Origin of the sequence: Micromonospora sp. AKA38 (assembly GCF_027925725.1) — a bacterium.
GTDB lineage: Bacteria > Actinomycetota > Actinomycetes > Mycobacteriales > Micromonosporaceae > Micromonospora.
In genome coordinates, this window is record NZ_BNEI01000005.1 from 1,171,477 (window position 1) to 1,197,535 (window position 26,059).

At 76.7% G+C, this 26,059-nt stretch carries 1 protein-coding gene (cut by a window edge); it reads left to right on the plus strand.

Translation table 11 applies throughout. From position 1 onward, the window contains the following. Positions 1–26,059, plus strand: partial view of a type I polyketide synthase gene (locus TPA0908_RS22490; RefSeq protein WP_281940965.1) — the 5' portion only. It continues 3,575 nt past the right edge of the window; the window shows 26,059 of its 29,634 coding nt (coding positions 1–26,059); the start codon lies at positions 1–3; the stop codon falls past the right edge of the window.

The window sequence follows — 26,059 nt, forward strand, 5'->3', positions numbered from 1 at the left end:
ATGTCCACGTCCGCAGACAAGGTCGTCGAGGCGCTTCGGGCCTCCCTCAAGGAGACCGGCCGGCTCAAGCAGCTCAACCAGCAGCTCACCGCCGCCGCCCGGGAGCCGATCGCGATCGTCGCGATGTCCTGCCGCTACCCGGGCGGGGTGTCCACCCCGGAGCAGTTGTGGGAGCTGGTGGACGCCGGCGGCGACGCGATCGCCGGCTTCCCCACCGACCGGGGCTGGGACCTGGCCAACCTCTACGACCCGTCCGCCGACCGGGTCGGCCGCTCCACCACCCAGCAGGGCGGCTTCCTCTACGACGCGGCCGGCTTCGACGCCGAGTTCTTCGGCATCAGCCCGCGTGAGGCGCTCGCCATGGACCCCCAGCAGCGGCTGCTGCTGGAAACCTCGTGGGAGGCGTTCGAGACCGCCGGCATCGCCCCCTCGTCGGTACGCGGGCAGAAGGTCGGCGTGTTCGTCGGCACCGCCGCCAACGGCTACGGCGTCGCCGCCGACGGCGGCGCGACCGACGCCGACGAGGGCTACCTGCTCACCGGCACCGTCACCAGCGTCGTCTCCGGGCGGATCGCGTACGCGCTGGGCCTGGAAGGGCCCGCCGTCACCGTGGACACCGCCTGCTCGTCGTCGCTTGTCGCGCTGCACCTGGCCGCGCAGGCGCTGCGGGCCGGCGAGTTCGACCTGGCGCTCGCCGGCGGCGTGACGGTGATGGCGAGCCCCAGCGCGTTCGTCGGCTTCTCCCGCCAGCGGGGTCTCGCCTCCGACGGGCGGTGCAAGTCGTTCGCCGCCGCCGCCGACGGCACCGGCTGGGCCGAGGGCGTCGGCCTGCTGCTCGTCGAACGGCTCGCCGACGCCCGCCGCAACGGCCACCCGGTGCTGGCGGTGCTGCGCGGCAGCGCCGTCAACCAGGACGGCGCGTCCAACGGGCTCACCGCCCCCAACGGCCCCTCCCAGCAGCGGGTCATCCGGCAGGCGCTCAGCAACGCCCGGCTGGACACCGGCGACGTGGACGCGGTCGAGGCGCACGGCACCGGCACCACGCTCGGCGACCCGATCGAGGCGCAGGCGCTGCTGGCCACGTACGGGCAGGACCGCGACGGCCGGGACCCGCTCTGGCTGGGCTCGATCAAGTCGAACCTGGGCCACAGCCAGTCCGCCGCCGGCGTCGCCGGCGTGATCAAGATGGTGCAGGCCATCCGGCACGGCCGGCTGCCCGCCACGCTGCACGTCGACACGCCGTCGCCGCACATCGACTGGTCCGCCGGCGCGGTGGAGCTGCTCACCGAGGCCCGGAGCTGGCCGGCGGTGGACCGGCCGCGCCGCGCCGCGATCTCCTCGTTCGGCATCAGCGGCACCAACGCCCACGTCATCCTGGAACAGGTCGACCCGACGCCCGCGCCGGCGCCCGACACCGACCGGCCGCCCCTGGTCGCCGGCGCCGCCACCGTGTGGCCGCTCTCCGCCCGGTCCGCCGACGCGCTGCGCGAGCAGGCCGCCCGACTGGCCCGCCACGTCCGCGCGCACGCCGACCTCGACCCGGCGCGGCTGGCCTGGTCGCTGGTCACCACCCGGTCGGTGTTCGAGCACCGGGCCGCCGTGGTGGCCGCCGACCCCGAGCAGCTCCTCGCCGGCCTGGACGCGGTCGCCGCCGGCACCCCCGCCGCCACGGTCGTCACCGGCCAGGCCGGCGAGCCGGGGGAGGGACCGGTCTGGGTGTTCCCCGGCCAGGGCGCGCAGCACGCCGCCATGGCCGCCGAGCTGATCGGCGCCGCGCCGGTCTTCGACGAGGCGCTCGCCGAGTGCCAGGCCGAACTGGACCGCTGGCTCGACGTCGACGTGGTCGCCGTGCTCACCGGCGGCGACGACTCGTGGCTGACCCGCTCCGAGATCGCCCAGCCGGCGCTGTTCGCGGTCGGCGTGGCGCTGGCCCGGCTGTGGCGGCACGCCGGGATGAGCCCGCGCGCCGTGATCGGCCACTCCCAGGGCGAGATCGTCGCCGCCCACGTGGCCGGCGCGCTCACCCTCGCCGACGCGGCCCGGGTGCTGGCGCTGCGCCTGCGGGCGCTGGCCGACGTCGCCGGCACCGGCACCATGGCCGCCGTCGACCTGCCCGCCGCCGAACTCGCCGCCCGCCTGCCCGAGGGCGTCACCGTCTCGGTGGTCAACGGCCCCGCCACCACCGCCGTCGCCGGACCGCCGCAGGCCGTCGCCGACCTGATCGCCACGCTTGTCGCCGACGGCGTACGGGCCCGGCCGGTGGCCGTCGACTACGCCTCGCACTCGCCGGCCGTGGCGCCGGTCGCCGACCGGCTCCGTACCGAACTGGCCGGCCTGACGCCGCGCCCCGGCGACGTGCCGATCATCTCCACGGTCACCGGCGACCGGCTCGACGGCACCCGCTTCGACGCCGACCACTGGGCCGACAACCTGCGCCTGCCGGTGCTGTTCGACACCGCCGTGCGGACCGCGATCGACGCCGGGCACACCGACTTCGTCGAGGTGTCCCCGCATCCGGTGCTCACCATGTCGGTCGCGGCCATCCTGGACGACACCGGCACCACCGGCCGCGCGCTGTCCACGCTGCGTCGCGGCGACGACGCCCGGCTGCGGCTGCTGACCAGCATCGCCCACGCCCACGCGCACGGCCTGCCGGTGGACCTGGCCCGGGTCCTCGCTCCCGCGCCGGTGCTCACCGGCCTGCCCACGTACGCGTTCCAGCGGCGGCGCTACTGGCCGGAGCGGATGGCGGCGACCGCCGCCGGTCCGGTCGGCCCGGACGTCGTCGACGTGGAGTTCTGGTCGGCCGTGGAACGCGCCGACGTCGCCGCGCTCACCGCCGGCGACGCCGACCCGGAGGTGCTCGCCCCGGCGCTGCCGCTGCTGTCGTCCTGGCGTCGCGCCCGGCTCCAGCGGGCCGTGCTGGACGGCTGGTCGTACCGGGTGGTGTGGCAGCCGGCCACCGCCGTCGCCACCCCGGCCGCCGCCGACCTGCTGGTGGTGTCGCCGGCCGGCGACGACCGGGCGGACACCTGGCTGGCCGCGCTCGCCGCCGCGCTGCCCGACGGGTCGACGCTGCGTACGCTGCCCGTCGACCCGGTCCACGCCACCCGCGCCGAGCTGGCCGCGTCGCTCACCGACGAACCGACCGCGATCGTGTCGCTGCTCGGGCTCGCCGACGCCGACCACCCGGGCCACCCCGGCATCTCCACCGGCCTGGTCGCCACCACCCGGCTGGTGCAGGCCGCCCAGGACGCCGACCGCACCGCCCCACTGTGGTGCGTCACCCAGGGCGGCGTGGGCACCGGCCCGGCCGAGCCGGTCACCAGCGCCGCCCAGGCCGCGCTCTGGGGCCTGGCCCGGGTGATCGGCCTGGAACACCCCCGGCAGTGGGGCGGCGTGCTCGACCTGCCCGCCGCGCCCGACGCCGCGACCTGGGCCGAGGTGGCCCGCGTCCTCACCGGCGGCGGTGACGAGGACCAGTACGCGGTCCGCCCGTACGGCACGTTCGTCCGCCGGCTGGCCCGCACCACCGCCCGCACCGCCGGGCAGCTCGCCGACTGGCAGCCGCGCGGCACCGTGCTGATCACCGGCGGCACCGGCGCGATCGGCGCCCAGGCCGCCCGCTGGCTGGCCGCCAACGGCGCCGAGCACCTGGTGCTCACCAGCCGCCGGGGGCTCGACGCCGCCGGGGCCCGCGAGCTGGCCGACGAGCTGACCGCCGACGGGGTACGGGTCAGCGTGGTCGCCTGCGACCTGGCCGACCGGGAGCAGGTCGCCGCGCTGGTCACCGGCCTGGACGACGTCGCGCCGCTGACCGCCGTGCTGCACGCCGCCGGCATCACCCGGCTCACCGCGCTCGTCGACACCGACCTGGACGTGTTCGACCACGTGATGGCCGGCAAGGTCGCCGGCGCCGCGTACCTCGACGAGCTGCTCGGCGACCGGCCGCTCGACGCGTTCGTGCTGTTCGCGTCCATCTCCGGCGTGTGGGGCAGCGGCGGCCAGGGCGCGTACGCGGCGGCGAACGCCTACCTGGACGCGCTCGCCGAGCAGCGCCGCGCCCGGGGACTGACCGCCACCTCGATCTCCTGGGGCGCCTGGGCCGAGGGCGGCATGGCCACCACCGAGGAGGCGCAGCGGCTGCTCAGCCGGCGCGGCCTCAACCCGATGCAGCCGGCAGCCGCGCTGCTGGCCCTGCGCCGGGCCGTCGAGCACGGCGAGACCACGCTGGTCGTGGCCGACGTCGACTGGGCCCAGTTCGCGCCCGCGTACGCGTCCGCCCGGCCCCGGCCGCTGCTCGCCGACATCCCGGAGGCCCGGGACGCGCTGACCGAGCGGCCCGCCACCGCCGACGTCGACGACCGGGCCGGCGGACTGCGCCGGCAACTGCTCGACCTGCCCCGCGCCGACCGGGAACGCCGCCTCACCGACCTGGTCCGTGACCACGCCGCCGCGGTGCTCGGCCACGCCGGCAGCGACGCGGTACGCCCCCGGCGCGCGTTCCGCGACCTCGGCTTCGACTCGCTGACCGCGGTGGAGCTGCGTAACCAGCTCACCGCCGCCACCGGCCTGTCGCTGCCCACCACCGTCATCTTCGACTACCCCAGCCCGGCCGTGCTGGCCGGTCAGCTCGCCACGCTGCTGCGGCTGCCCGAAGCCGGCGACGCCCCCGCCGACGCCCCCGCCGGCCCGGCGACCGCCGACGAGCCGATCGCGATCGTCGGCATGAGCTGCCGCTACCCGGGCGGCGTCGCCGACCCGGACGGGCTGTGGGAGCTGGTCGCCGAGGGTCGCGACGGCATCACCGAGTTCCGCACCGACCGGGACTGGGACCTCGACCGGCTCTACGCCGACGACCCGGACGCCCCGGGCCGCTCGTTCACCCGCCACGGCGGGTTCATCGACCGGGCCACCGAGTTCGACCCGGACTTCTTCGGCATCAGCCCGCGCGAGGCGCTCGCCATGGACCCGCAGCAGCGGCTGCTGCTGGAAGCCACCTGGGCGGCGTTCGAGCAGGCGGCGCTCAACCCGGACACGCTGCACGGCACCGCCACCGGCGTGTTCGTCGGCGCGTCCCCGTCCGGCTACGGCGCCGGCGACGAGACCCGCGACCTGGACGGCTACCGGCTCACCGGTGGCGCGCACAGCGTCATCTCCGGCCGGGTCGCCTACACGTTCGGCCTCGAAGGCCCGGCGGTCACCGTGGACACCGCCTGCTCGTCGTCGCTCGTCGCGCTGCACCTGGCCGTGCAGTCGCTGCGCCAGGGCGAATGCGACCTGGCCCTGGCCGGCGGCGTGAACGTGCTGGTGACCCCCGGCGCGTTCGTCGAGTTCACCCGCCAGGGCGGGCTGGCCGCCGACGGCCGCTGCCGGTCGTTCGCCGCCGCCGCCGACGGCACCGGCTGGTCCGAGGGCGTGGGCGTGCTGGTGGTGGAGCGGCTCTCCGACGCCCGCCGCAACGGCCACCGGGTGCTCGCCGTGGTCCGGGGCTCCGCCGTCAACCAGGACGGCGCTTCGAACGGCCTCACCGCCCCGAACGGGCCGTCCCAGCAGCGCGTCATCCGGGCCGCGCTCACCGCCGCCGGGCTGACCACCGCCGACGTGGACGCCGTCGAGGCGCACGGCACCGCCACCACGCTCGGCGACCCGATCGAGGCGCAGGCGCTGCTGGCCACGTACGGGCAGGAGCGGGCCGGCGAGCCGCTGTGGCTGGGCTCGATCAAGTCGAACATCGGGCACAGCCAGGCCGCGGCCGGCGTCGCCGGGGTGATCAAGATGGTGCAGGCGTTGCGCCACGGCGTGCTGCCCCGCACGCTGCACGTGGACGCGCCGACCCCGCACGTCGACTGGTCGGCCGGCGCGGTCGAGCTGCTCACCGAGGCCCGGCCGTGGCCGGCGGTGGACCGGCCCCGCCGGGCCGCGGTCTCCTCGTTCGGCGTCAGCGGCACCAACGCCCACGTCATCATCGAGCAACCGCCGGCCGTCGAGCCCGAGGTGACCGAACGGCCCGCGCCGCCGCCGCTGGTGCCGGTGCTGGTGTCGGCGCGCGGCGACGGCGGGCTGGCCCGGCAGGCCGCCCGCTGGGCCGACGCGTTCGCCGCGCCGGACCGCCCCGACCTGGCCGACGTGGGCCGCACGTCGCTGACCGCGCGGACCGCGCTGGAGCACCGGGCGGTGCTGGTCGCCGCCGACCACGACGAGCTGACCGCCGGGCTGCGCGCGCTCGCCGCCGGCACGGCGGCCGACAACCTGGTCACCGGCCGCGCCACCGACCGGGGCCCGGTCGCGGTGCTGTTCTCCGGGCAGGGCGCGCAGCGTGCCGGCATGGGTCGGGAGTTGTCCGAGGCGTTCCCGGTCTTCGCCGCCGCGTTGGACGAGGTGTGCGCGGCACTCGATCCGCTGCTGCCGCAGCCGCTGAAGCCGGTGCTGTTCGGCGACGGTGATCTGCTGGACCAGACCCAGTTCACCCAGGCCGGGCTGTTCGCGGTCGAGGTGGCGTTGTTCCGGCTCGTCGAGTCGTTCGGGGTCACCCCGGACTTCGTGGGCGGGCACTCGATCGGTGAGGTGACCGCCGCGTACGTGGCGGGTGTGTTGTCGCTGCCGGACGCGTGCGCGCTGGTGGCGGCGCGGGGTCGGCTGATGCAGGCGCTGCCGGCCGGCGGCGGGATGCTGGCGGTCGCGGCGCCGGAGGCCGAGGTGGCCGCGTCGATCGAGGCGCACCCCGCGCTGGGGATCGCCGCGGTGAACGGGCCGTCGGCAACGGTGGTGTCCGGTGACCTCGGCGCGCTGGACGAGCTGGAACACGCCTGGCGGGAACGGGGTGTGCGGGTCCGCCGGTTGACGGTGTCGCACGCGTTCCACAGCCCACTCATGGAGCCGATGCTCGCCGAGTTCCGCACGGTCCTCGACGGGTTGACGTTCGCCGCGCCGCTGCTTCCGGTCGTGTCGAACCTGACCGGCGCGTTGGCCGACCCGACCGAGATCACCACCGCCGACTACTGGGTGCGGCACGTGCGGGAGGCGGTCCGGTTCGCCGACGGCGTGAGCGCGCTGCGCGCCGCCGGGGTGGACACCTTCCTGGAGATCGGCCCGCGCGGCGTCCTCACCGCGCTGATCCGCGACACCGCCGACGACCCGACCGGGCTGGCCGTCGCCACCCAGCGCGCCGACCGGCCCGAGCCCCGCGCGCTGCTCACCGCGCTGGCGGAACTCTTCGCCGGCGGCGCGCACGTCGACTGGACCCCGCTGTTCGCCGGTGGCCCGGCCACCGCCGCCGACCTGCCCACCTACGCGTTCGGCGGCGACCGCTACTGGCTGCGCCCGGCCGGGCCCGCCGCCGACGTCACCGGCGCCGGCCTCGGCGCCGCCGGCCACCCGCTGCTCACCGCCGCCGTCCGGCTGGCCGGCGAGGACGCCGCCGTGCTCACCGGCCGGCTGTCCCTGTCGACCCAGCCGTGGCTCGCCGACCACGAGGTCGCCGGCGCGGTCCTCGTCCCCGGCACCGCGCTCGTCGAACTCGTGCTGCGCGCCGGCGAGGAGTTCGGCCCCTGCCGGGTCCGGGAGCTGACCGTCGCCGCGCCGCTGGTGCTCCCCGCCCGGGGCGGGGTGCGGGTGCAGGTCCGGGTCGGCCCCCGCGACCACGCCGGCTGGCGCACCGTCGCGGTGCACTCGCAGCCCGACGACGACCCCGACGGCGACTGGATCCGGCACGCCGAGGGCCTGCTCACCGCCGCCGCCCCCACCGACGGGGCCGGGCTCGGCGCGTGGCCCCCGCCGCACGCGGTCGAGACCGACCTCACCGGCTGGTACGACGCGCTCGCCGGCCACGGCATGACCTACGGGCCGGTGTTCCAGGGCCTGCGGCGGGCCTGGACGACCGACGACGACACCGTCTACGCCGAGGTGACGCTGCCGTCCGCCGGCCCCGACCAGGTCGGCGGCTTCGGCGTGCACCCCGCGCTGCTCGACGCCGCGCTGCACCCCACCGCGCTGCTGCCCGGCGACGGCACCACCGGCCCGAAGGCGCCGTTCGCGTTCACCGGCGTCCAGGTGCACGCCGTCGGCGCCCAGACGCTGCGGGTCCGGCTCACCCGGGCCGGCACGGCGGTGCGGCTGCTCGCCGTCGACCCCACCGACCGGCCCGTCGTCACCGTCGACGCGCTGGTGCTGCGCGAGCTGACCGGCGTCACGCCGCCAGCCGCCACCCGCGCCGCCCGGTCGCTGTTCCGGGTCGCCTGGGCGGCCGAGGCGCTCACCCCGGCCACCCCGCCCGCCACGGCGGTGCTCGGCGCGCCGCTGCCCGCCCTGCCCGACGCCGCCGCCCACCCGGACGTGGCCGCGCTGGTCGCCGCCGGCGGCGTACCCCCGCTGGTGGTGCTGCCGGTGCCGCCGGCCGGGCCGACGCCGGACGCGGTCCGCGCCGCCACCACCGGCGTGCTCGCCGCGCTGCGCGCCTGGCTGACCGCCGACGCGACCGCCGACGCGCGGCTCGTCGTGACCACCCGCGACGCGATGCCGGCCACGCCCGACGACAGCGCCGCCGACCTGGCCGGCGCCGCCGTCTGGGGCCTGGTCCGCTCCGCCCAGTCCGAGCACCCCGGCCGGATCGTCCTGGCCGACCTGGACCGCGACCTCGACGCCGGCGTGCTGGCGCTGCTCGCGGCCGCCGCCGGTGACCCGGCCGCGGCGCAGCTCGCGGTCCGCGGCGACACCACCCACACCCCCCGACTGGTACGCGCCGACGCCCCACCCGCGACCACCCCGGCCACCTACGACGGCACCGTCCTGGTCACCGGCGGCACCGGCGCGCTCGGCGCGCTGCTCGCCCGGCACCTGGTCAGCGACCGGGGCGTCGACTCGCTGGCCCTGGTCAGCCGGCGCGGACCCGACGCCGACGGCGCGGCCGACCTGGTCGACGAGCTGACCGCGCTGGGCGCCCACGTCCGGGTGCTGGCCTGCGACCTCACCGACCGCGACGCGGTCGACCGGCTGGTCGCCGACCTCACCGGCGCGGGCCGGCTCGCCGGGGTGGTGCACACCGCCGGCGTGCTCGACGACGCCGTGATCACCGGCACCGACCCCGACCGGCTGGCCCGGGTGCTCGCTCCCAAGGTGGACGCCGCCTGGCACCTGCACGAGGCCACCGCCGACCTCGACCTCGACCTGTTCGTCACCTACTCGTCGATCGCCGGCGTGCTCGGTTCCCCCGGCCAGGGCGCGTACGCCGCCGCGAACGCCTACCTCGACGCGCTCGCGGTCCACCGCCGTGCCCAGGGCCGGGCCGGGCACGCGCTGGCCTGGGGCATGTGGGACACCGACGGGATGGCCGCCGGCCTCGACGGCGCCGACCGTTCCCGGGTGGCCCGTGCCGGGCTCGGCGTGATCACCGAGGCGGTCGGCGTCGCGCTCTTCGACACCGCCGTCGCGTCCGACACCGCCGCGCTCGTGCCGGCCGTGCTGGACCTGCCGGCGCTGCGCGCCGCCGCAGGCGTACCCCCGATGTTGCGTGCCCTGGCCGGCGCGCCCGCCCGGCGGCAGGCCGGCGCGGCGGCCGACGGCTGGGCCGACCGGCTCGCCCGACTCACCGACGACGAGGCCCGCGCCGAGGTGGGCCTGCTGGTCCGGGGTCTGGTCGCGCAGGTGCTCGGCCACGGCGGCGCGGACGCGGTGCCGGCCGACCGGGCGTTCCAGGAACTGGGCTTCGACTCGCTGACCGCGGTGGACCTGCGCAACCGGGTCAACGCCGCCACCGGGCTGCGGCTGGCGTCCACGCTGGTGTTCGACTACCCGACCCCGGCCGCGCTCGCCGCGCACGTGCACGAGCAGCTCACCGGCGCCACCGCCGTGACCCGCGCCGACGCGGCGGCGGTCACCGGCGTGGACGAGCCGATCGCGATCGTCGGCATGGCCTGCCGCTATCCGGGCGGCATCGACAGCCCCGAGGCGCTGTGGGAGCTGCTGGCCGCCGACGGCGACGGCATCGGCGCGTTCCCCACCGACCGGGGCTGGGACCTGGACACGCTGTTCCACGACGATCCCGACCACCCGGGCACCTCGTACGCCCGGGAGGGCGGCTTCCTCGCCGGCGCGGCCGACTTCGACCCGGGCTTCTTCGGCATCAGCCCGCGTGAGGCGCTCGCCATGGACCCGCAGCAGCGGCTGCTGCTGGAGGCGTCCTGGGAGACGTTCGAGTCCGCCGGGGTCGACCCGGCCCGGCTGCGTGGCTCCCGCACCGGCGTGTTCGCCGGCCTGATGTACCACGACTACGCCGCCGGGTTGGGGGAGCTGCCGGAGGGCGTGGAGGGCTACCTCGGCACCGGCAACTCCGGCAGCGTCGTCTCCGGGCGGGTCGCCTACACGTTCGGGCTGGAGGGCCCGGCGGTCACCGTGGACACCGCCTGCTCGTCGTCGCTGGTCGCGCTGCACCTGGCGGTGCAGGCGCTGCGCTCCGGCGAGTGCGACCTGGCCCTGGCCGGCGGCGTGACGGTGATGGCCAACCCGGGCACGTTCATCGAGTTCTCCCGGCAGCGCGGTCTCGCCGCCGACGGCCGCTGCAAGTCGTTCGCCGCGGCGGCGGACGGCACCGGCTGGTCCGAGGGCGTCGGCGTGCTGCTGGTGCAGCGTCTGGCCGACGCCCGCCGCGACGGGCGGCGCATCCTCGCCGTGGTGGCCGGCACCGCCGTGAACCAGGACGGCGCGTCCAACGGCCTGACCGCGCCGAACGGCCCGTCGCAGCAACGCGTCATCCGGCAGGCCCTCGCGAACGCGCGGCTGACCACCGCCGACGTGGACGCGGTCGAGGCGCACGGCACCGGCACCACGCTCGGCGACCCGATCGAGGCGCAGGCGCTGCTCGCCACCTACGGGCAGGACCGGGCCGGCGAGCCGCTCTGGCTGGGCTCGGTCAAGTCGAACCTGGGCCACACCCAGGCCGCGGCCGGCGCGGCCGGCATCATCAAGATGATCATGTCGATGCGGCACGGCGTGCTGCCCCGCACGCTGCACGTGGACGCGCCCTCCCCGCACATCGACTGGGACGCCGGCAACGTCTCCCTGCTCACCGAGGCCCGGCCCTGGCCGCGGTCGCACCGGCCCCGCCGCGCCGCGGTCTCCTCATTCGGGGTGAGCGGCACCAACGCGCACGTCATCATCGAGGCGCCGCCCGCCGAGCCGGCCCCCGTCGCCGCCGAGCCGCCGCGCGGACCCGCGCCGGTGCTGCTCTCCGCCCGTGACCCGGAGGCGCTCGCCGCGCAGGCCGACCGCTGGGCCCGCCGGCTGGCCGCCGACACCGCCGTCCGGCCGGTCGACGTCGGCTGGTCGTCGGTCACCGGCCGGGCCGCCCTGGACCACCGCGCCGTCGTCGTCGCCACCGACCGCGACGAGCTGCTCGCCGGGCTGCACGCGCTCGCCACCGGCACGCCCGCCGGCACCGTGCACACCGGCACGGCGACCACCCGGGGCCGGCTCGCGGTCCTCTTCTCCGGGCAGGGCGCGCAGCGCGCCGGCATGGGCCGGGAGCTGTCCGACGCGTTCGGTGTGTTCGCCGCCGCGCTGGACGAGGTGTGCGCGCAGCTCGACCCGCTGCTGCCGCAGCCGCTGAAGCCGGTGCTGTTCGACGCCGGGGATCTGCTGGACCAGACCCAGTTCACCCAGGCCGGGCTGTTCGCGGTCGAGGTGGCGTTGTTCCGGCTCGTCGAGTCGTTCGGCGTCACCCCGGACTTCGTCGGTGGCCACTCGATCGGCGAGGTCACCGCCGCGTACGTGGCCGGCGTGCTGTCGCTGCCGGACGCGTGCGCGCTTGTCGCCGCGCGGGGCCGGCTCATGCAGGCGCTGCCTGCCGGCGGCGGGATGCTGGCCGTCGCCGCGCCGGAGCGGGACGTCCTGGCGTCCCTCGACGGCACCCCCGAGCTGGGCGTCGCCGCCGTCAACGGGCCGTCGTCGGTGGTGGTGTCCGGGCCGCTCGACGCGCTGGACGAGGTCGAGCGTGGTTGGCGGGAGCGGGGCGTCCGTACCCACCGGCTGACGGTGTCGCACGCGTTCCACAGTCCGCTGATGGAACCGATGCTCGCCGAGTTCCGGGCCGTGCTCGACCGGTTGAGCTTCTCCGCGCCGCTGCTGCCGGTGGTGTCCAACCTGACCGGCGCGCTCGCCGACCCGGCCGACCTGACCCGCGCCGACTACTGGGTGCGGCACGTCCGCGAGGCGGTCCGCTACGCCGACGGGATCACCGCGCTGCGCGACGCCGGCGCGGACACGTTCCTGGAGATCGGCCCGCAGAGCGTGCTCACGGCGCTGACCGGCGACATCCTGCCCGACGCGCTCGCGGTCGCCGGCCAACGACGGGACCGCGACGAGACCGCCGCCCTGCTGGCCGCGCTGGCCGACCTGCACGTGCACGGCGTCCCGGTGTCCTTCCCGCAGTGGTTCGCCGGCACCGGCGCGACCCGCGTCGACCTGCCCACGTACGCGTTCCGGCACCAGCGCTACTGGCTGCCCACCGGCCGCCCCCGCGGCGGCGACGTCAGCGGCGCCGGGCTCGGCGACGCCGCCCACCCGCTGCTCGGCGCCGCCGTCACCGTGGCCGGCGCGGACCTGGTGGTGCTGACCGGCCGGCTGTCGCCGGCCACCCACCCGTGGCTCGCCGACCACGTGGTGGACGGCGCCGTCCTGGTGCCCGGCACCGCGCTCACCGAACTGGCCGTCCGAGCCGGCGACGAGGCCGGCACCCCCCGGGTACGCGACCTCACGCTCACCGCGCCGCTGGTGCTGCCGGCGACCGGCGGCGTGCGGGTGCAGGTGAGCGTCGGCGCCCCCGACACCACCGGCGGCCGACCGGTCGCCATCCACTCCCAGCCCGACGGCGACGTCGAGTGGACCGCGCACGCCGACGGCGTGCTGGAACCCGCGTCCACCGTCGAACCCACCGTCGACGCCTGGCCGCCCGCCGGGCTGACCGAGGTGGACCTCACCGACTGGTACCCGGCGCTGGCCGGACACGGCCTCACCTACGGGCCGGTGTTCCAGGGCCTGCGCCGGCTCTGGACCGGCGACGGCGAGGCGTACGCCGAGGTCTCGCTCGGCGACGACGCGGCCGGTGAGGCGTCCCGGTTCGGCGTCCACCCGGCGCTGCTGGACGCCGCGCTGCACCCGGTCGGGCTGCTGCTCGCCGGCGACGGCCCGCGCGTGCCGTTCACCGTCGAGGGCCTCCAGGTGCACGCCACCGGAGCCCGCGCCCTGCGGGTGCGGCTCACCCGCACCGGCGCCACCGTCCGCCTGGTCGCCGTGGACACCGCCGGCGCGCCCGTGGTGTCGATCGACACGCTGGCGCTGCGGGAGCTGACCGGCCCGGTCGTGCCGAACGTCGCGGCCCGGTCCCTGTACGCGCTCCACTGGCAGCCCGAGGACGTCGCGCCGGCCGACGCGCCGTCCGGCTGGGCCGTGCTCAGCGCCGGTGCCGACCCGGCCGGGTCCGACATCGGGTTGCCGGCATACCCGAACGTCGCCGCGGCGGTCGAGGCGGACTCGCCGCCCTCGGCCCTGGTCCTGCCGCTGGCCGCCGCTGACCTGCCGACTCCGGACGCGGTGCGCGCGGTCACCACCGACGTGCTCGGCACCGTACGGTCCTGGCTGGCCGCCGACGCGCTCGCCGGCACCCCGCTCGTGGTCCTCACCCGGGGCGCGGTCTCCGTCGGCGACGACGACCCGGTGACCGATCTGGCCGGTGCCGCCGTGTGGGGTCTGCTGCGCTCCGCGCAGTCCGAACACCCCGGCCGGCTCGTGCTGGCCGACCTCGACGCCGACCCGGACGGCCGGACGCTCGCCGTGCTCGCGCACGCGGTCACCGACCCGACCGGCGGTCAACTCGCGGTACGGGACGGCCGGGTGTTCGTGCCCCGCCTGGTCCGCGCCGCCTCGACGCCGAGCGTTCCGGCCCTGGCCGACCCGGCGTCGGACGGTGGCGAGCGGGTGGTGCGGGACGGCACGGTGCTGGTGACCGGTGGCACCGGAGCGTTGGGCGCGTTGGTGGCGGAGCGCCTCGTCACCGGGCACGGGGCGCGGTCGCTGGTGCTGGTGTCGCGGCAGGGGCCGGCCGCGCCGGGCGCGGACGCGCTTGTCGAGCGGTTGACCGGGTGGGGCGCGTCGGTGTCGGTGGTGGCGTGTGACGTGACCGATCGGGATCAGGTGATCCGGTTGGTGGCGGGGGTGCCGGGCCGGTTGGCCGGGGTGGTGCACACCGCCGGTGTGTTGGACGACGGGGTGGTGTCGTCGATCAGCGCGGAGCGGCTGGCGGCGGTGTTGGCGCCGAAGGCCACGGCGGCGTGGTGGCTGCACGAGGCGACCCGCGACCGTGAGCTGGACCTGTTCGTGTTGTTCTCGTCCGTTGCCGGGGTGCTCGGCTCGCCGGGGCAGGCGGCCTACGCGGCGGGCAACGCGTTCCTGGACGCGCTGGCGGCGCGACGCCGGCAGGACGGACTGCCCGGAATCAGCCTGGCGTGGGGAATGTGGGACACCGCCGGGATGGCGGCGTCGTTGTCGGAGGGGGAACGGCAGCGGTCGGCGCGGGCCGGGTTGACGCCGATGAGCGTGGAGACCGGTCTGGACCTGTTCGACGCCGCGCTCGCCGAAGGCCGTCCGGTGCTCGTGCCGGCCGTCGTCGACGTACCGGCGCTGCGGTCCGCGCTCGGCGCCGGCCCGGTGCCGGCGGTGCTGCGTACCCTGGTCGGTCCGACCGCCACCCGACGGCAGGCCGGCGCGGGCGGCGACTGGGCCGACCGGCTCGCCGGCCTCGACCCGCAGGACGCCCGCGCCGAGGTGGACCTGCTGGTCCGGGGCCTGGTCGCGCAGGTTCTCGGCCACGCCGGGGCCGGCGCGGTGCCGGCCGACCGGGCGTTCCGGGAACTCGGGTTCGACTCGCTGACCGCGGTGGACCTGCGCAACCGGGTCAACGCGGCCACCGGGCTGCGGCTGCCGTCCACGCTGGTCTTCGACCACCCCAGCCCGGCGGCGCTCGCCGAGCACCTCTACGAGCAGGTCTCCGGCCGGATCAGCGCCCGCCGCGCGGCGGTGCGGGCGGTCGACACCGACGAGCCGATCGCCATCGTCGGCATGGCCTGCCGCTATCCCGGTGGTGTCGACAACCCGGAGCAGCTCTGGCAGCTCCTGTCGTCGGGGCGGGACGGCATCGTCGAGTTCCCCGCCGACCGGGGCTGGGACCTCGACACGCTCTACGACCCGGACCCCGACCACGCCGGCACCTCGTACGCCCGGCACGGCGGCTTCCTCGCCGGCGCCGCCGACTTCGACCCCGACTTCTTCGGCATCTCGCCCCGCGAGGCGGTCGCCATGGACCCGCAGCAGCGGCTGCTGCTGGAGGCGTCCTGGGAGAGCTTCGAGTCCGCCGGGGTGGACCCGGCCGGGTTGCGCGGCTCGCGGACCGGTGTGTTCGCCGGGGTCATGTACCACGACTACGCCTCCCGCCTGGCCGACCTGCCGCCGGACGCCGAGGGCTACGTCGGCACCGGCACCTCCGGCAGCGTGCTGTCCGGCCGGGTCGCGTACACGTTCGGGCTGGAGGGCCCGGCCGTCACCGTGGACACCGCGTGCTCGTCGTCGCTCGTCGCGCTGCACCTGGCCGGACAGGCGCTGCGCTCGGGCGAGTGCGACCTGGCGCTCGCCGGTGGCGTGACGGTGATGGCGACGCCGGGCACGTTCATCGAGTTCTCCCGGCAGCGGGGCCTGTCCCCGGACGGTCGCTGCCGCTCGTTCGCCGCGTCCGCCGACGGCACCGGCTGGTCCGAGGGCGTCGGCGTGTTGCTGGTGCAGCGGCTCTCCGACGCGCGCCGTGCGGGTCGGCGGATTCTGGCGGTGGTGCGGGGTACGGCGGTGAACCAGGACGGCGCGTCGAACGGCCTGACCGCGCCGAACGGGCCGTCGCAGCAGCGGGTGATCCGGCAGGCCCTGGCGAACGCGCGGTTGACCACGTCGGACGTGGACGCGGTGGAGGCGCACGGCACCGGCACCACGTTGGGTGACCCGATCGAGGCGCAGGCGTTGCTGGCCACGTACGGGCAGGACCGGGAGACGCCGCTGCTGCTCGGCTCGGTGAAGTCGAACCTGGGTCACACCCAGGCGGCGGCCGGGGTCGCCGGGATCATCAAGATGGTCCTGGCCATGCGGCACGGGGTGGTGCCGCCGACGCTGCACGTGGACGAGCCGTCGCCGCACGTCGACTGGACGGCCGGGGCGGTGAGCCTGGCGACGGAGACGACGCCGTGGCCGGTGGTGGACCGGCCGCGTCGGGCAGCGGTGTCGTCGTTCGGGATCTCCGGCACCAACGCGCACGTCATCCTGGAGCAGCCCACCGACGTCGTCGAGCCGGCGGGCGTCGGGGCGTCGACCGGTGGGCCGGTGCCGGTGCTGCTGTCGGCGCGTACCGACGCGGCGCTCGCCGCGCAGGCCGGCCGTTGGGCGGCCTGGTTGGCCGGCGACGAGACGCTCCGTCCGGTCGACGTCGGATGGTCGTCCGCCACCACCCGTACCCCGCTGGAGCAGCGCGCCGTGCTCGCCGTCACCGACCGGGACGGCCTGCTGGCCGGGCTGCGGGCGTTGGCGGCCGGGGAGTCGTCCGGCGCGGTGGTCGTCGGTGGTCGGGAGCGGCGGGAGCGGCTGGCGGTGCTGTTCTCCGGGCAGGGCGCGCAGCGCGCCGGGATGGGTCGGGAGTTGTCCGAGGCGTTCCCGGTGTTCGCGTCCGCGTTGGACGAGGTGTGCGCGCAGCTCGATCCGTTGCTGCCGCAGCCGCTGAAGCCGGTGCTGTTCGGTGACGCCGATCTGTTGGATCAGACGCGGTTCACGCAGGCGGGTCTGTTCGCGGTCGAGGTGGCGTTGTTCCGCCTGGTGGAGTCGTTCGGGGTGATCCCGGACTTCGTGGGTGGGCACTCGGTCGGTGAGGTGACCGCCGCGTACGTGGCGGGTGTGTTGTCGCTGCCGGACGCGTGTGCGCTGGTGGCGGCGCGGGGTCGGCTGATGCAGGCGTTGCCGGCCGGCGGTGGGATGTTGGCGGTCGCGGCGCCGGAGGCCGAGGTGGCCGCGTCGATCGGGGCGCACCCCGCGCTGGGGATCGCCGCGGTGAACGGGCCGTCGGCAACAGTGGTGTCCGGTGACCTCGGCGCGCTGGACGAGCTGGAACACGCCTGGCGGGAACGGGGTGTGCGGGTCCGCCGGTTGACGGTGTCGCACGCGTTCCACAGCCCGCTGATGGAGCCGATGCTGGCCGAGTTCCGCACGGTCCTCGACGGGTTGACGTTCGCCGCGCCGCTGCTGCCGGTGGTGTCCAACGTGACCGGCGCGCTGGCGGCGGGCGACGACCTGCGCACGCCCGACTACTGGGTGCGGCACGTGCGGGAGGCGGTGCGGTTCGCCGACGGCGTGACCGCGCTGCGGGCGGCCGGGGTGGACACGTTCCTGGAGATCGGCCCGCAGAGCGTGCTCACCGCGATGACCGCCGAGATCCTGCCCGACGACGAGACCGTGGTCGCGACCGCGGTGCAGCGTCGGGACCGGGACGAGGCGGACGCGTTGCTGGCCGGGCTGGCCGAGTTGCACGTGCACGGCGTCCGCGTCGACTGGACGCCCTGGTTCGCCGGCACCGGCGCGACCCGCGTCGACCTGCCCACCTACGCGTTCGCGCACCGGCGCTACTGGCCGACGATCGGCCGCCGCCGGGGCGACGTGTCCGGGGCCGGGCTGAGCGACGCCGCGCACCCGCTGCTCGGCGCCACCGTCGACCTGGCCGGCGACGGCGAGGTGGTCCTCACCGGCCAGCTCTCCCTCGCCACCCACCCCTGGCTGGCCGACCACGCGGTGGCCGGCACCACGCTGCTGCCCGGCGCGGCGCTCGTCGAGCTCGCCGTCCGGGCCGGCGACGAGGCCGGCGTGCCCCGGCTCCGCGAACTCACCGTCGCCACGCCGCTGGTCCTGCCGGACACCGGCCGCCTGCGCATCCAGGTACGCGTCGACGGCGTCGGCACCCGCCGCGCCGTCACCGTCCACTCCCGCCCCGACGACGACCCCGAGGCGGGCTGGACCCGGCACGCCGACGGCATCCTCGAACCGCCCACCGCCGACGAACCGGCCGTCGGGGCCTGGCCGCCGGTCGACGCGACCGAGGTCGACCTGACCGGCTGGTACGACACGCTCGCCGCGCACGGCCTGGCGTACGGGCCGGCGTTCCGGGGCCTGCGTCGCGCCTGGACCAGCGACGGCGAGGCGTACGCCGAGATCGCCCTGCCGGACGACATGACCGGCGACGCGGCCCGGTTCGGGCTCCACCCCGCGCTGCTGGACGCCGCCCTGCACCCGATCGGGCTGCTGCCGGACGGCGGGACCGGCGGCCCCCGGGTGCCGTTCGCGTTCGAGGGCGTCCAGGTGCACGCCACCGGCGCCACCCTGCTGCGGGTCCGACTGTCCCGCACCGGAGACGCGGTCCGGCTGGTCGCCGCCGACGAGAGCGGCGCACCTGTCGTGTCGGTGGACTCCCTGGTCCTGCGCGAGATGACCGGCCTGCCCACGTCCGGCACGGCGGCCCGGTCCCTGTACGAGGTGCGCTGGCAGTCCGCGGAGACGCCCACCGGACAGGCGGACGGCTGGGCGGTGCTCGGCGCGTCCGTCGACGGGCTGCCGTCGTTCCCGGACGTGTCGGCCGTGGTCGACGCGGGGGAGGGTGTGTCGCGCACACTGGTGCTGCCGGTGGTCGTGCGGTCCGGGTTGGACGTGCCCGACGCGGTGCGGGTGATCACCTCGGACGTGCTGGCGGTGGTGCAGGCGTGGCTGGCGGCCGAGTCTCTGGCCGAGTCGCGGTTGGTGGTGACGACCCGGGGTGCGGTGGCGGCGGCGGACGCGGATCGGGTGACCGATCTGGCGGGCGCGGCGGTGTGGGGATTGTTGCGGTCGGCGCAGTCGGAGCATCCGGAGCGGATCGTGTTGGCCGATCTGGATCGGGACGTCGATGCCGGGGTGGTGTCGGTGCTGGCCGGGGTGGTGGCGGACCTGCCGGGCACGGGCGGCCAGGTGGCGGTGCGCGGCGACGTCGTGTTGACGCCGCGCCTGGTCCGCGCCGCGCCCGCCACCTCGGGTGCCGGGTCAGCACCGGCGGCCGGTGGCCGGGCCGCCACCGACGAAGCGTCGGTGCCGGACCACGTCGGGCGCAAGATCGGTGCCGGCACGGTGCTGGTCACCGGTGGCACCGGCGCGTTGGGCGCGTTGGTGGCGGAGCGCCTGGTCACCGGGCACGGGGTGCGGTCGCTGGTGTTGGTGTCGCGGCAGGGTCCGGCTGCGCCGGGTGCGGACGCGCTTGTCGAGCGGTTGTCGGGCCTGGGTGCGTCGGTGTCGGTGGTGGCGTGTGACGTGACCGATCGGGATCAGGTGTTCCGGTTGGTGTCGGGTGTGCCGGGCCGGTTGGCCGGGGTGGTGCACACCGCGGGGGTGTTGGACGACGGGGTGGTGTCGTCGATCAGCGGGGAGCGGTTGGCGAACGTGCTGGCGCCGAAGGCCACGGCGGCGTGGTGGCTGCACGAGGCCACCCGGCATCTCGACCTGGACCTGTTCGTGTTGTTCTCGTCCGTCGCCGGGGTGCTCGGCTCGCCGGGTCAGGCCGCCTACGCGGCGGGCAACGCGTTCCTGGACGGGTTGGCGGTGTGGCGTCGGCACGAGGGTCTGCCGTCGGTGTCGTTGGCGTGGGGAATGTGGGACACCGCCGGGATGGCGGCGTCGTTGTCGGAGGGGGAACGGCAGCGGTCGGCGCGGGCCGGGTTGACGCCGATGAGCGTGGAGACCGGTCTGGGCCTGTTCGACGCCGCGCTCGCCACCGGTCGACCGCAACTCGTGCCCACCGTGATCGACGTGCCGGCGCTGCGCGCGGCGATCGCCGGCGCACCCGTACCCGCGATGCTGGCCACGCTCGTCGGCCGCCCCGCCGGCCGGCGCCTCGCCGGCACCGGTGGCTGGGCCGACCGGCTCGCCCGACTCACCGACGACGAGGCCCGCGCCGAGGTGGACCTGCTGGTCCGGGGCCTGGTCGCGCAGGTGCTCGGCCACGCCGGGGCCGGCGCGGTGCCGTCCGACCGGGCGTTCCAGGAACTCGGGTTCGACTCGCTGACCGCGGTGGACCTGCGCAACCGGGTCAACGCGGCCACCGGGCTGCGGTTGCCGTCCACGCTGGTCTTCGACTACCCGACGCCGGCCGCGCTCGCCGGACAGGTGTGGTCCGAGCTGGCCGGAAGCCGGCCGGACCCGGCAACCGCGCGGGCCGCCGTCCCGACCGGCCTGGACGAGCCGGTGGCGATCGTCGGCATGGCGTGCCGCTATCCCGGCGGGGTGGAGAACCCGGAGCAGCTCTGGGAGTTGCTGGCCGCCGGCGGCGACGGCATCTCCGAGTTCCCCGCTGATCGCGGCTGGGACCTCGGGTCGCTGTTCGACAGCGACCCGGACCGCAGCGGCACGTCGTACGCGACGCAGGGCGGCTTCCTCTACGACGCCGCCGACTTCGACCCCGGCTTCTTCGGCATCAGCCCGCGTGAGGCCCTCGCCATGGACCCGCAGCAGCGGCTGCTGCTGGAGACGTCGTGGGAGGCGTTCGAGTCGGCCGGGGTGGACCCGGCGGCGTTGCGCGGCTCGCGGACCGGCGTGTTCGCCGGGGTCATGTACCACGACTACGCCACGCGGCTGGTGGCACTGCCGGCCGAGGTCGAGGGCTACGTGGGCGTCGGCACGTCGGGCAGCGTGCTGTCCGGTCGGGTGGCGTACTCGTTCGGGCTGGAGGGTCCGGCGGTGACCGTGGACACCGCGTGTTCGTCTTCGCTGGTGGCGTTGCACCTGGCGGTGCAGGCGCTGCGGTCCGGGGAGTGTGACCTGGCCCTGGCCGGCGGCGTGACGGTGATGGCGACGCCGGGCACGTTCATCGAGTTCTCCCGGCAGCGTGGTCTGTCCCCGGACGGCCGCTGCAAGTCGTTCGCGGCCGCTGCCGACGGCACCGGCTGGGGCGAAGGTTCCGGCGTGTTGCTGGTGCAGCGGCTCTCCGACGCGCGCCGTGAGGGTCGGCGGATTCTGGCGGTGGTGCGGGGTACGGCGGTGAACCAGGACGGCGCGTCGAACGGGTTGACCGCGCCGAACGGTCCGTCGCAGCAGCGGGTGATCCGGCAGGCTCTGGCGAACGCGCGGTTGACCACGTCGGACGTGGACGCGGTGGAGGCGCACGGCACCGGCACCACGCTCGGGGACCCGATCGAGGCGCAGGCGCTGCTGGCCACGTACGGGCAGGACCGCGACCAGCCGTTGCTGCTCGGCTCGGTGAAGTCGAACATCGGGCACACCCAGGCCGCCGCCGGGGTCGCCGGGATCATCAAGATGGTCCTCGCCATGCGGCACGGCATCGTGCCGCCGACGTTGCACGTGGACGAGCCGTCCCCGCACGTCGACTGGACCGCCGGCGCGATCACCCTCGCCACCGCCCCGACGCCGTGGCCCGACCGGGACCGGCCCCGCCGCGCGGCGGTGTCGTCGTTCGGGATCTCCGGCACCAACGCCCACGTCATCCTGGAACAGCCCACCGACGTCGTCGAGCCGGCGGGCGTCGGGGCGTCGACCGGTGGGCCGGTGCCGGTGCTGCTGTCGGCGCGTACCGACGCGGCGCTCGCCGCGCAGGCCGGCCGTTGGGCGGCCTGGTTGGCCGGCGACGAGACGCTCCGTCCGGTCGACGTCGGATGGTCGTCCGCCACCACCCGTACCCCGCTGGAGCAGCGCGCCGTGCTCGCCGCCGCCGACCGGGACGGCCTGCTGGCCGGGCTGCGGGCGTTGGCGGCCGGTGAGCCGTCCGGCGCGGTGGTCGTCGGTGGTCGGGAGCGGCGGGAGCGGCTGGCGGTGCTGTTCTCCGGGCAGGGCGCGCAGCGCGCCGGCATGGGCCGGGAGTTGTCCGAGGCGTTCGGTGTGTTCGCCGCCGCGTTGGACGAGGTCTGTACGCAGCTTGATCCGTTGCTGCCGCAGCCGCTGAAGCCGGTGCTGTTCGGCGACGCCGATCTGTTGGACCAGACCCAGTTCACCCAGGCCGGGCTGTTCGCGGTCGAGGTGGCGTTGTTCCGCCTGATCGAGTCGTTCGGGGTCACCCCGGACTTCGTGGGTGGGCACTCGATCGGTGAGGTGACCGCCGCGTACGTGGCGGGTGTGTTGTCGCTGCCGGACGCGTGCGCGCTGGTCGCGGCGCGGGGTCGGCTGATGCAGGCGCTGCCGGCCGGCGGTGGGATGCTGGCGGTCGCCGCGCCGGAGGCCGAGGTGGCCGCGTCGATCGAGGCGCACACGCAGGTCGGGATCGCGGCGGTCAACGGGCCGACGGCGGTCGTGGTGTCCGGACCGCTCGACGCGCTCGACGCGCTCACGCGCCACTGGCAGGAGCGCGGCGTGCGCACCCGGCGGCTGACCGTCAGCCACGCGTTCCACAGCCCGCTGATGGAACCCATGCTGGCCGAGTTCAGCTCAGTGCTGGACGGGCTGACGTTCGCCGCGCCGCTGCTGCCGATCGTGTCCAACGTGACCGGCGCGCTGGCGGCGGGCGACGACCTGCGCACGCCCGACTACTGGGTGCGGCACGTGCGGGAGGCGGTGCGGTTCGCCGACGGCGTGACCGCGCTGCGCGCCGCCGGAACGGACACGTTCCTGGAGATCGGCCCGCGCAGTGTGCTCACCGCGCTGATCCCCGACCAGGCCGACGGCGTACGGGCGGTCGCCACCCAGCGCCACGACCGCGACGAGCGCCAGGCGCTGCTGGCCGCGCTGGCCGAACTGCACGTGCACGGGGTGCCCGTCGACTGGACGCCCTGGTTCGCCGGCGCCGGCGCGACCCGCGTCGACCTGCCCACGTACGCGTTCCAACGGCAACGGTTCTGGCCCGACACGCCCGCCCGGACCGACGGGCCGGACGCCGAGTTCTGGGCCGCCGTCGAGCACGGCGACCCGGCCGCGCTCGCCGCGCACCTCGGCGACGACACCGCCGCCGACGCGCTCAGCGCCGCGCTGCCGGTCCTGGCCGACTGGCGCCGGGCGCGGACCCGGGGCGCCGGCTCGGCGTACCGGATCGGGTGGGAGCCGGTGCGCCCCGCCGCCGCGTCCGGACTGACCGGCCGGTGGCTGGTCACCACCGTCGGCGGCGGCGCCGACGCGGGCGTCGCGAAGACGCTCGCCGCGGCCGGCGCCCAGGTGGACTCGCTCACCCTCCCCGCCGGCATCGACCGGTCCGAGCTGGGCGAGCGGCTGCGGCGGCTCGGCGACCAGGGCTGGACCGGCGTGCTCTGCGTCCTGCCCCGCCAGGACCGGCCGACCCCCGACGAGCCGGCCGTCCCGGCCGGCACCGCCGCGCTGCTCACGCTCGTCCAGGCGCTCACCGACACCGGCCTGCCCGGCCGGGTGTGGGCGCTCAGCCGGGCCGCGCTGCCCGTGACCTCCGGTGACCGGGGCGGCGACGTCCGCGCCGCAGCCGTGTGGGGCCTCGGCCGGGTCGTGGCGCTGGAACGGCCCGACCGGTGGGGTGGCCTGATCGACCTGCCCGGCCGCGCCGACCGCACCACCCGCGCCGCGCTCGTCGCGGTGCTCGCCGACGGCGACCACGACCAGGTGGCCGTACGCCGCACCGGCGTCCTCGCCCGACGCCTCCTCCCGGCGGCGCCACCGGCCGGCGGCGGCTGGCAGCCGCGCGGCACCGTGCTGGTCACCGGCGGCACCGGCGCGCTCGGCCGGCACGTGGCCCGATGGCTGCTGGCCAACGGCGCCGACGAGGTGGTGCTGGCCTCCCGGCGGGGCCCGGACGCCCCGGGCGCCGCCGACCTGGCCGCCACGCTCGGCGCGGTACGGGTGGTCGCCTGCGACGTCAGCGACCCGGTCGCCGTCACCGACCTGGTCGACGACCTGCCGGCGTTGACCGCCGTCGTGCACACCGCCGGCGTGGCCGGCGACCCCGCCGCCGTGACCGACCTGACCACCGACGCCCTGGCCGGCACGCTGTCCGGCAAGGCGCTCGGCGCGATCCACCTGGACGCCGCCTGCCAGGGCCGCGACCTGGACGCGTTCGTGGTGTTCTCCTCCGTCGCCGGCGTGTGGGGCGGCGGCGGGCAGGCCGGCTACGCCGCCGGCAACGCCCTGCTCGACGCGCTGGTCGCGGCCCGCCGCGCCGCCGGCCGGCCGGCCACCGCGCTCGCCTACGGGCCGTGGGCCGCCGACGGCATGGCCGCCGGCGAGACCGCGGACGGGCTGCGCCGGCGCGGCCTCGACCCGCTGCCGCCCGCCGCCGCCGTCGCCGCGCTGGGCCGCTGGGTCAACGCCCCCGAGCCGGCCCCGGTGATCGCCGGCGTGGACTGGTCCCGGTTCGTGGCCGCGTACACCGCGGCGCGGCCCAGCCACCTGTTCGACCGGGTCGCCCCGGCCGTCGCCGTCGACCGGACGCAGCCGGAAACCGCCGACGGTGGCCTCCGCGCCCGGCTGGCCACGCTGCCCGCCGCCGGGCAGGAGACACTCCTGCTCGACCTGGTACGCGCCGAGGCCGCCGCGGTGCTCGGGCACACCTCCACCGACCAGGTGCCCGCCGGCCGGGCGTTCCGCGAACTCGGCTTCGACTCACTGGCCGCCGTGCAACTGCGCGACCGGCTGGGCCGGGCCACCGGCGCCACGCTGCCCTCGACAGTGGTCTTCGACCACCCGTCGGCGGCCGAGCTGGCGCGCTTCCTGCGTACCGAGATGGTGGCCGGCGCGGACGCCCCGGCCGAGGCCGCCCGGGTGATCCGGCCGGCCGCCGACGAACCCATCGCCATCGTCTCGATGGCCTGCCGCTTCCCCGGCGGGGTGTCCTCCCCGCAGGAACTGTGGCGGCTGCTCGCCGAGGGCGGGGACGCGGTCACGCCGATGCCCACCGACCGGGGCTGGGACCTCGACGGCCTGTTCGACAGCGACCCGGAACGCGTCGGCACCAGCTACACCCGCAGCGGCGGCTTCCTGGCCGACGTGGCCGGCTTCGACGCCGCGTTCTTCGGCATCAACCCGCGCGAGGCGCTCGCCATGGACCCGCAGCAGCGGCTGCTGCTGCACACCACCTGGGAGGCGTTCGAGCACGCCGGCCTGGACCCGCAGCGGGTACGCGGCTCCGCCACCGGCGTGTTCATGGGCACCAACGGGCAGGACTACGCCACGTTGCTGCTCGGCGCCCGGTCCGAGGTGGAGGGCTACCAGGCCACCGGCAACGGCGCGTCCGTGGTCTCCGGCCGGCTGGCGTACGCGTTCGGCCTGCACGGTCCCGCCGTCACCGTCGACACGGCCTGCTCGTCGTCGCTGGTGGCGCTGCACCTGGCCGCGCAGGCGCTGCGCTCCGGCGAGTGCGACATGGCCCTCGCCGGCGGCGTCACCGTGATGTCCACGCCCGGCGCGTTCCTGGAGTTCTCCCGGCAGCGTGGGCTCGCCGAGGACGGCCGGGTCAAGGCGTTCGCCGCCGCCGCGGACGGCACCGGCTGGGGCGAGGGCGTCGGCGTGCTGCTGCTGCAACGCCTGTCCGACGCGGAACGCGACGGCCGGCGGATCCTCGCCGTGGTCCGCGGCAGCGCGGTCAACCAGGACGGCGCGTCCAACGGGCTGACCGCCCCGAACGGGCCGGCCCAGCAGCGCGTCATCCGGGCCGCCCTGGCCAACGCCGGCCTGGCCCCGGCCGACATCGACGCGATCGAGGCGCACGGCACCGGCACCACGCTCGGCGACCCGATCGAGGCGCAGGCGCTCGCCGCCGCGTACGGGCCGGACCGGCCGGCCGACCGGCCGCTCTGGCTCGGCTCGGTCAAGTCGAACCTGGGCCACACCCAGGCCGCCGCCGGCGCGGCCAGCCTGATCAAGATGGTGCTGGCGCTGCGCCACGCGACGCTCCCGGCCACGCTGCACGTCGACGCGCCCACCCCGCACGTGGACTGGGCGTCCGGCCCGCTGGCGCTGCTCACCGAGGCCCGCCCGTGGACGCCCGGTGACGCGCCGCGCCGGGCCG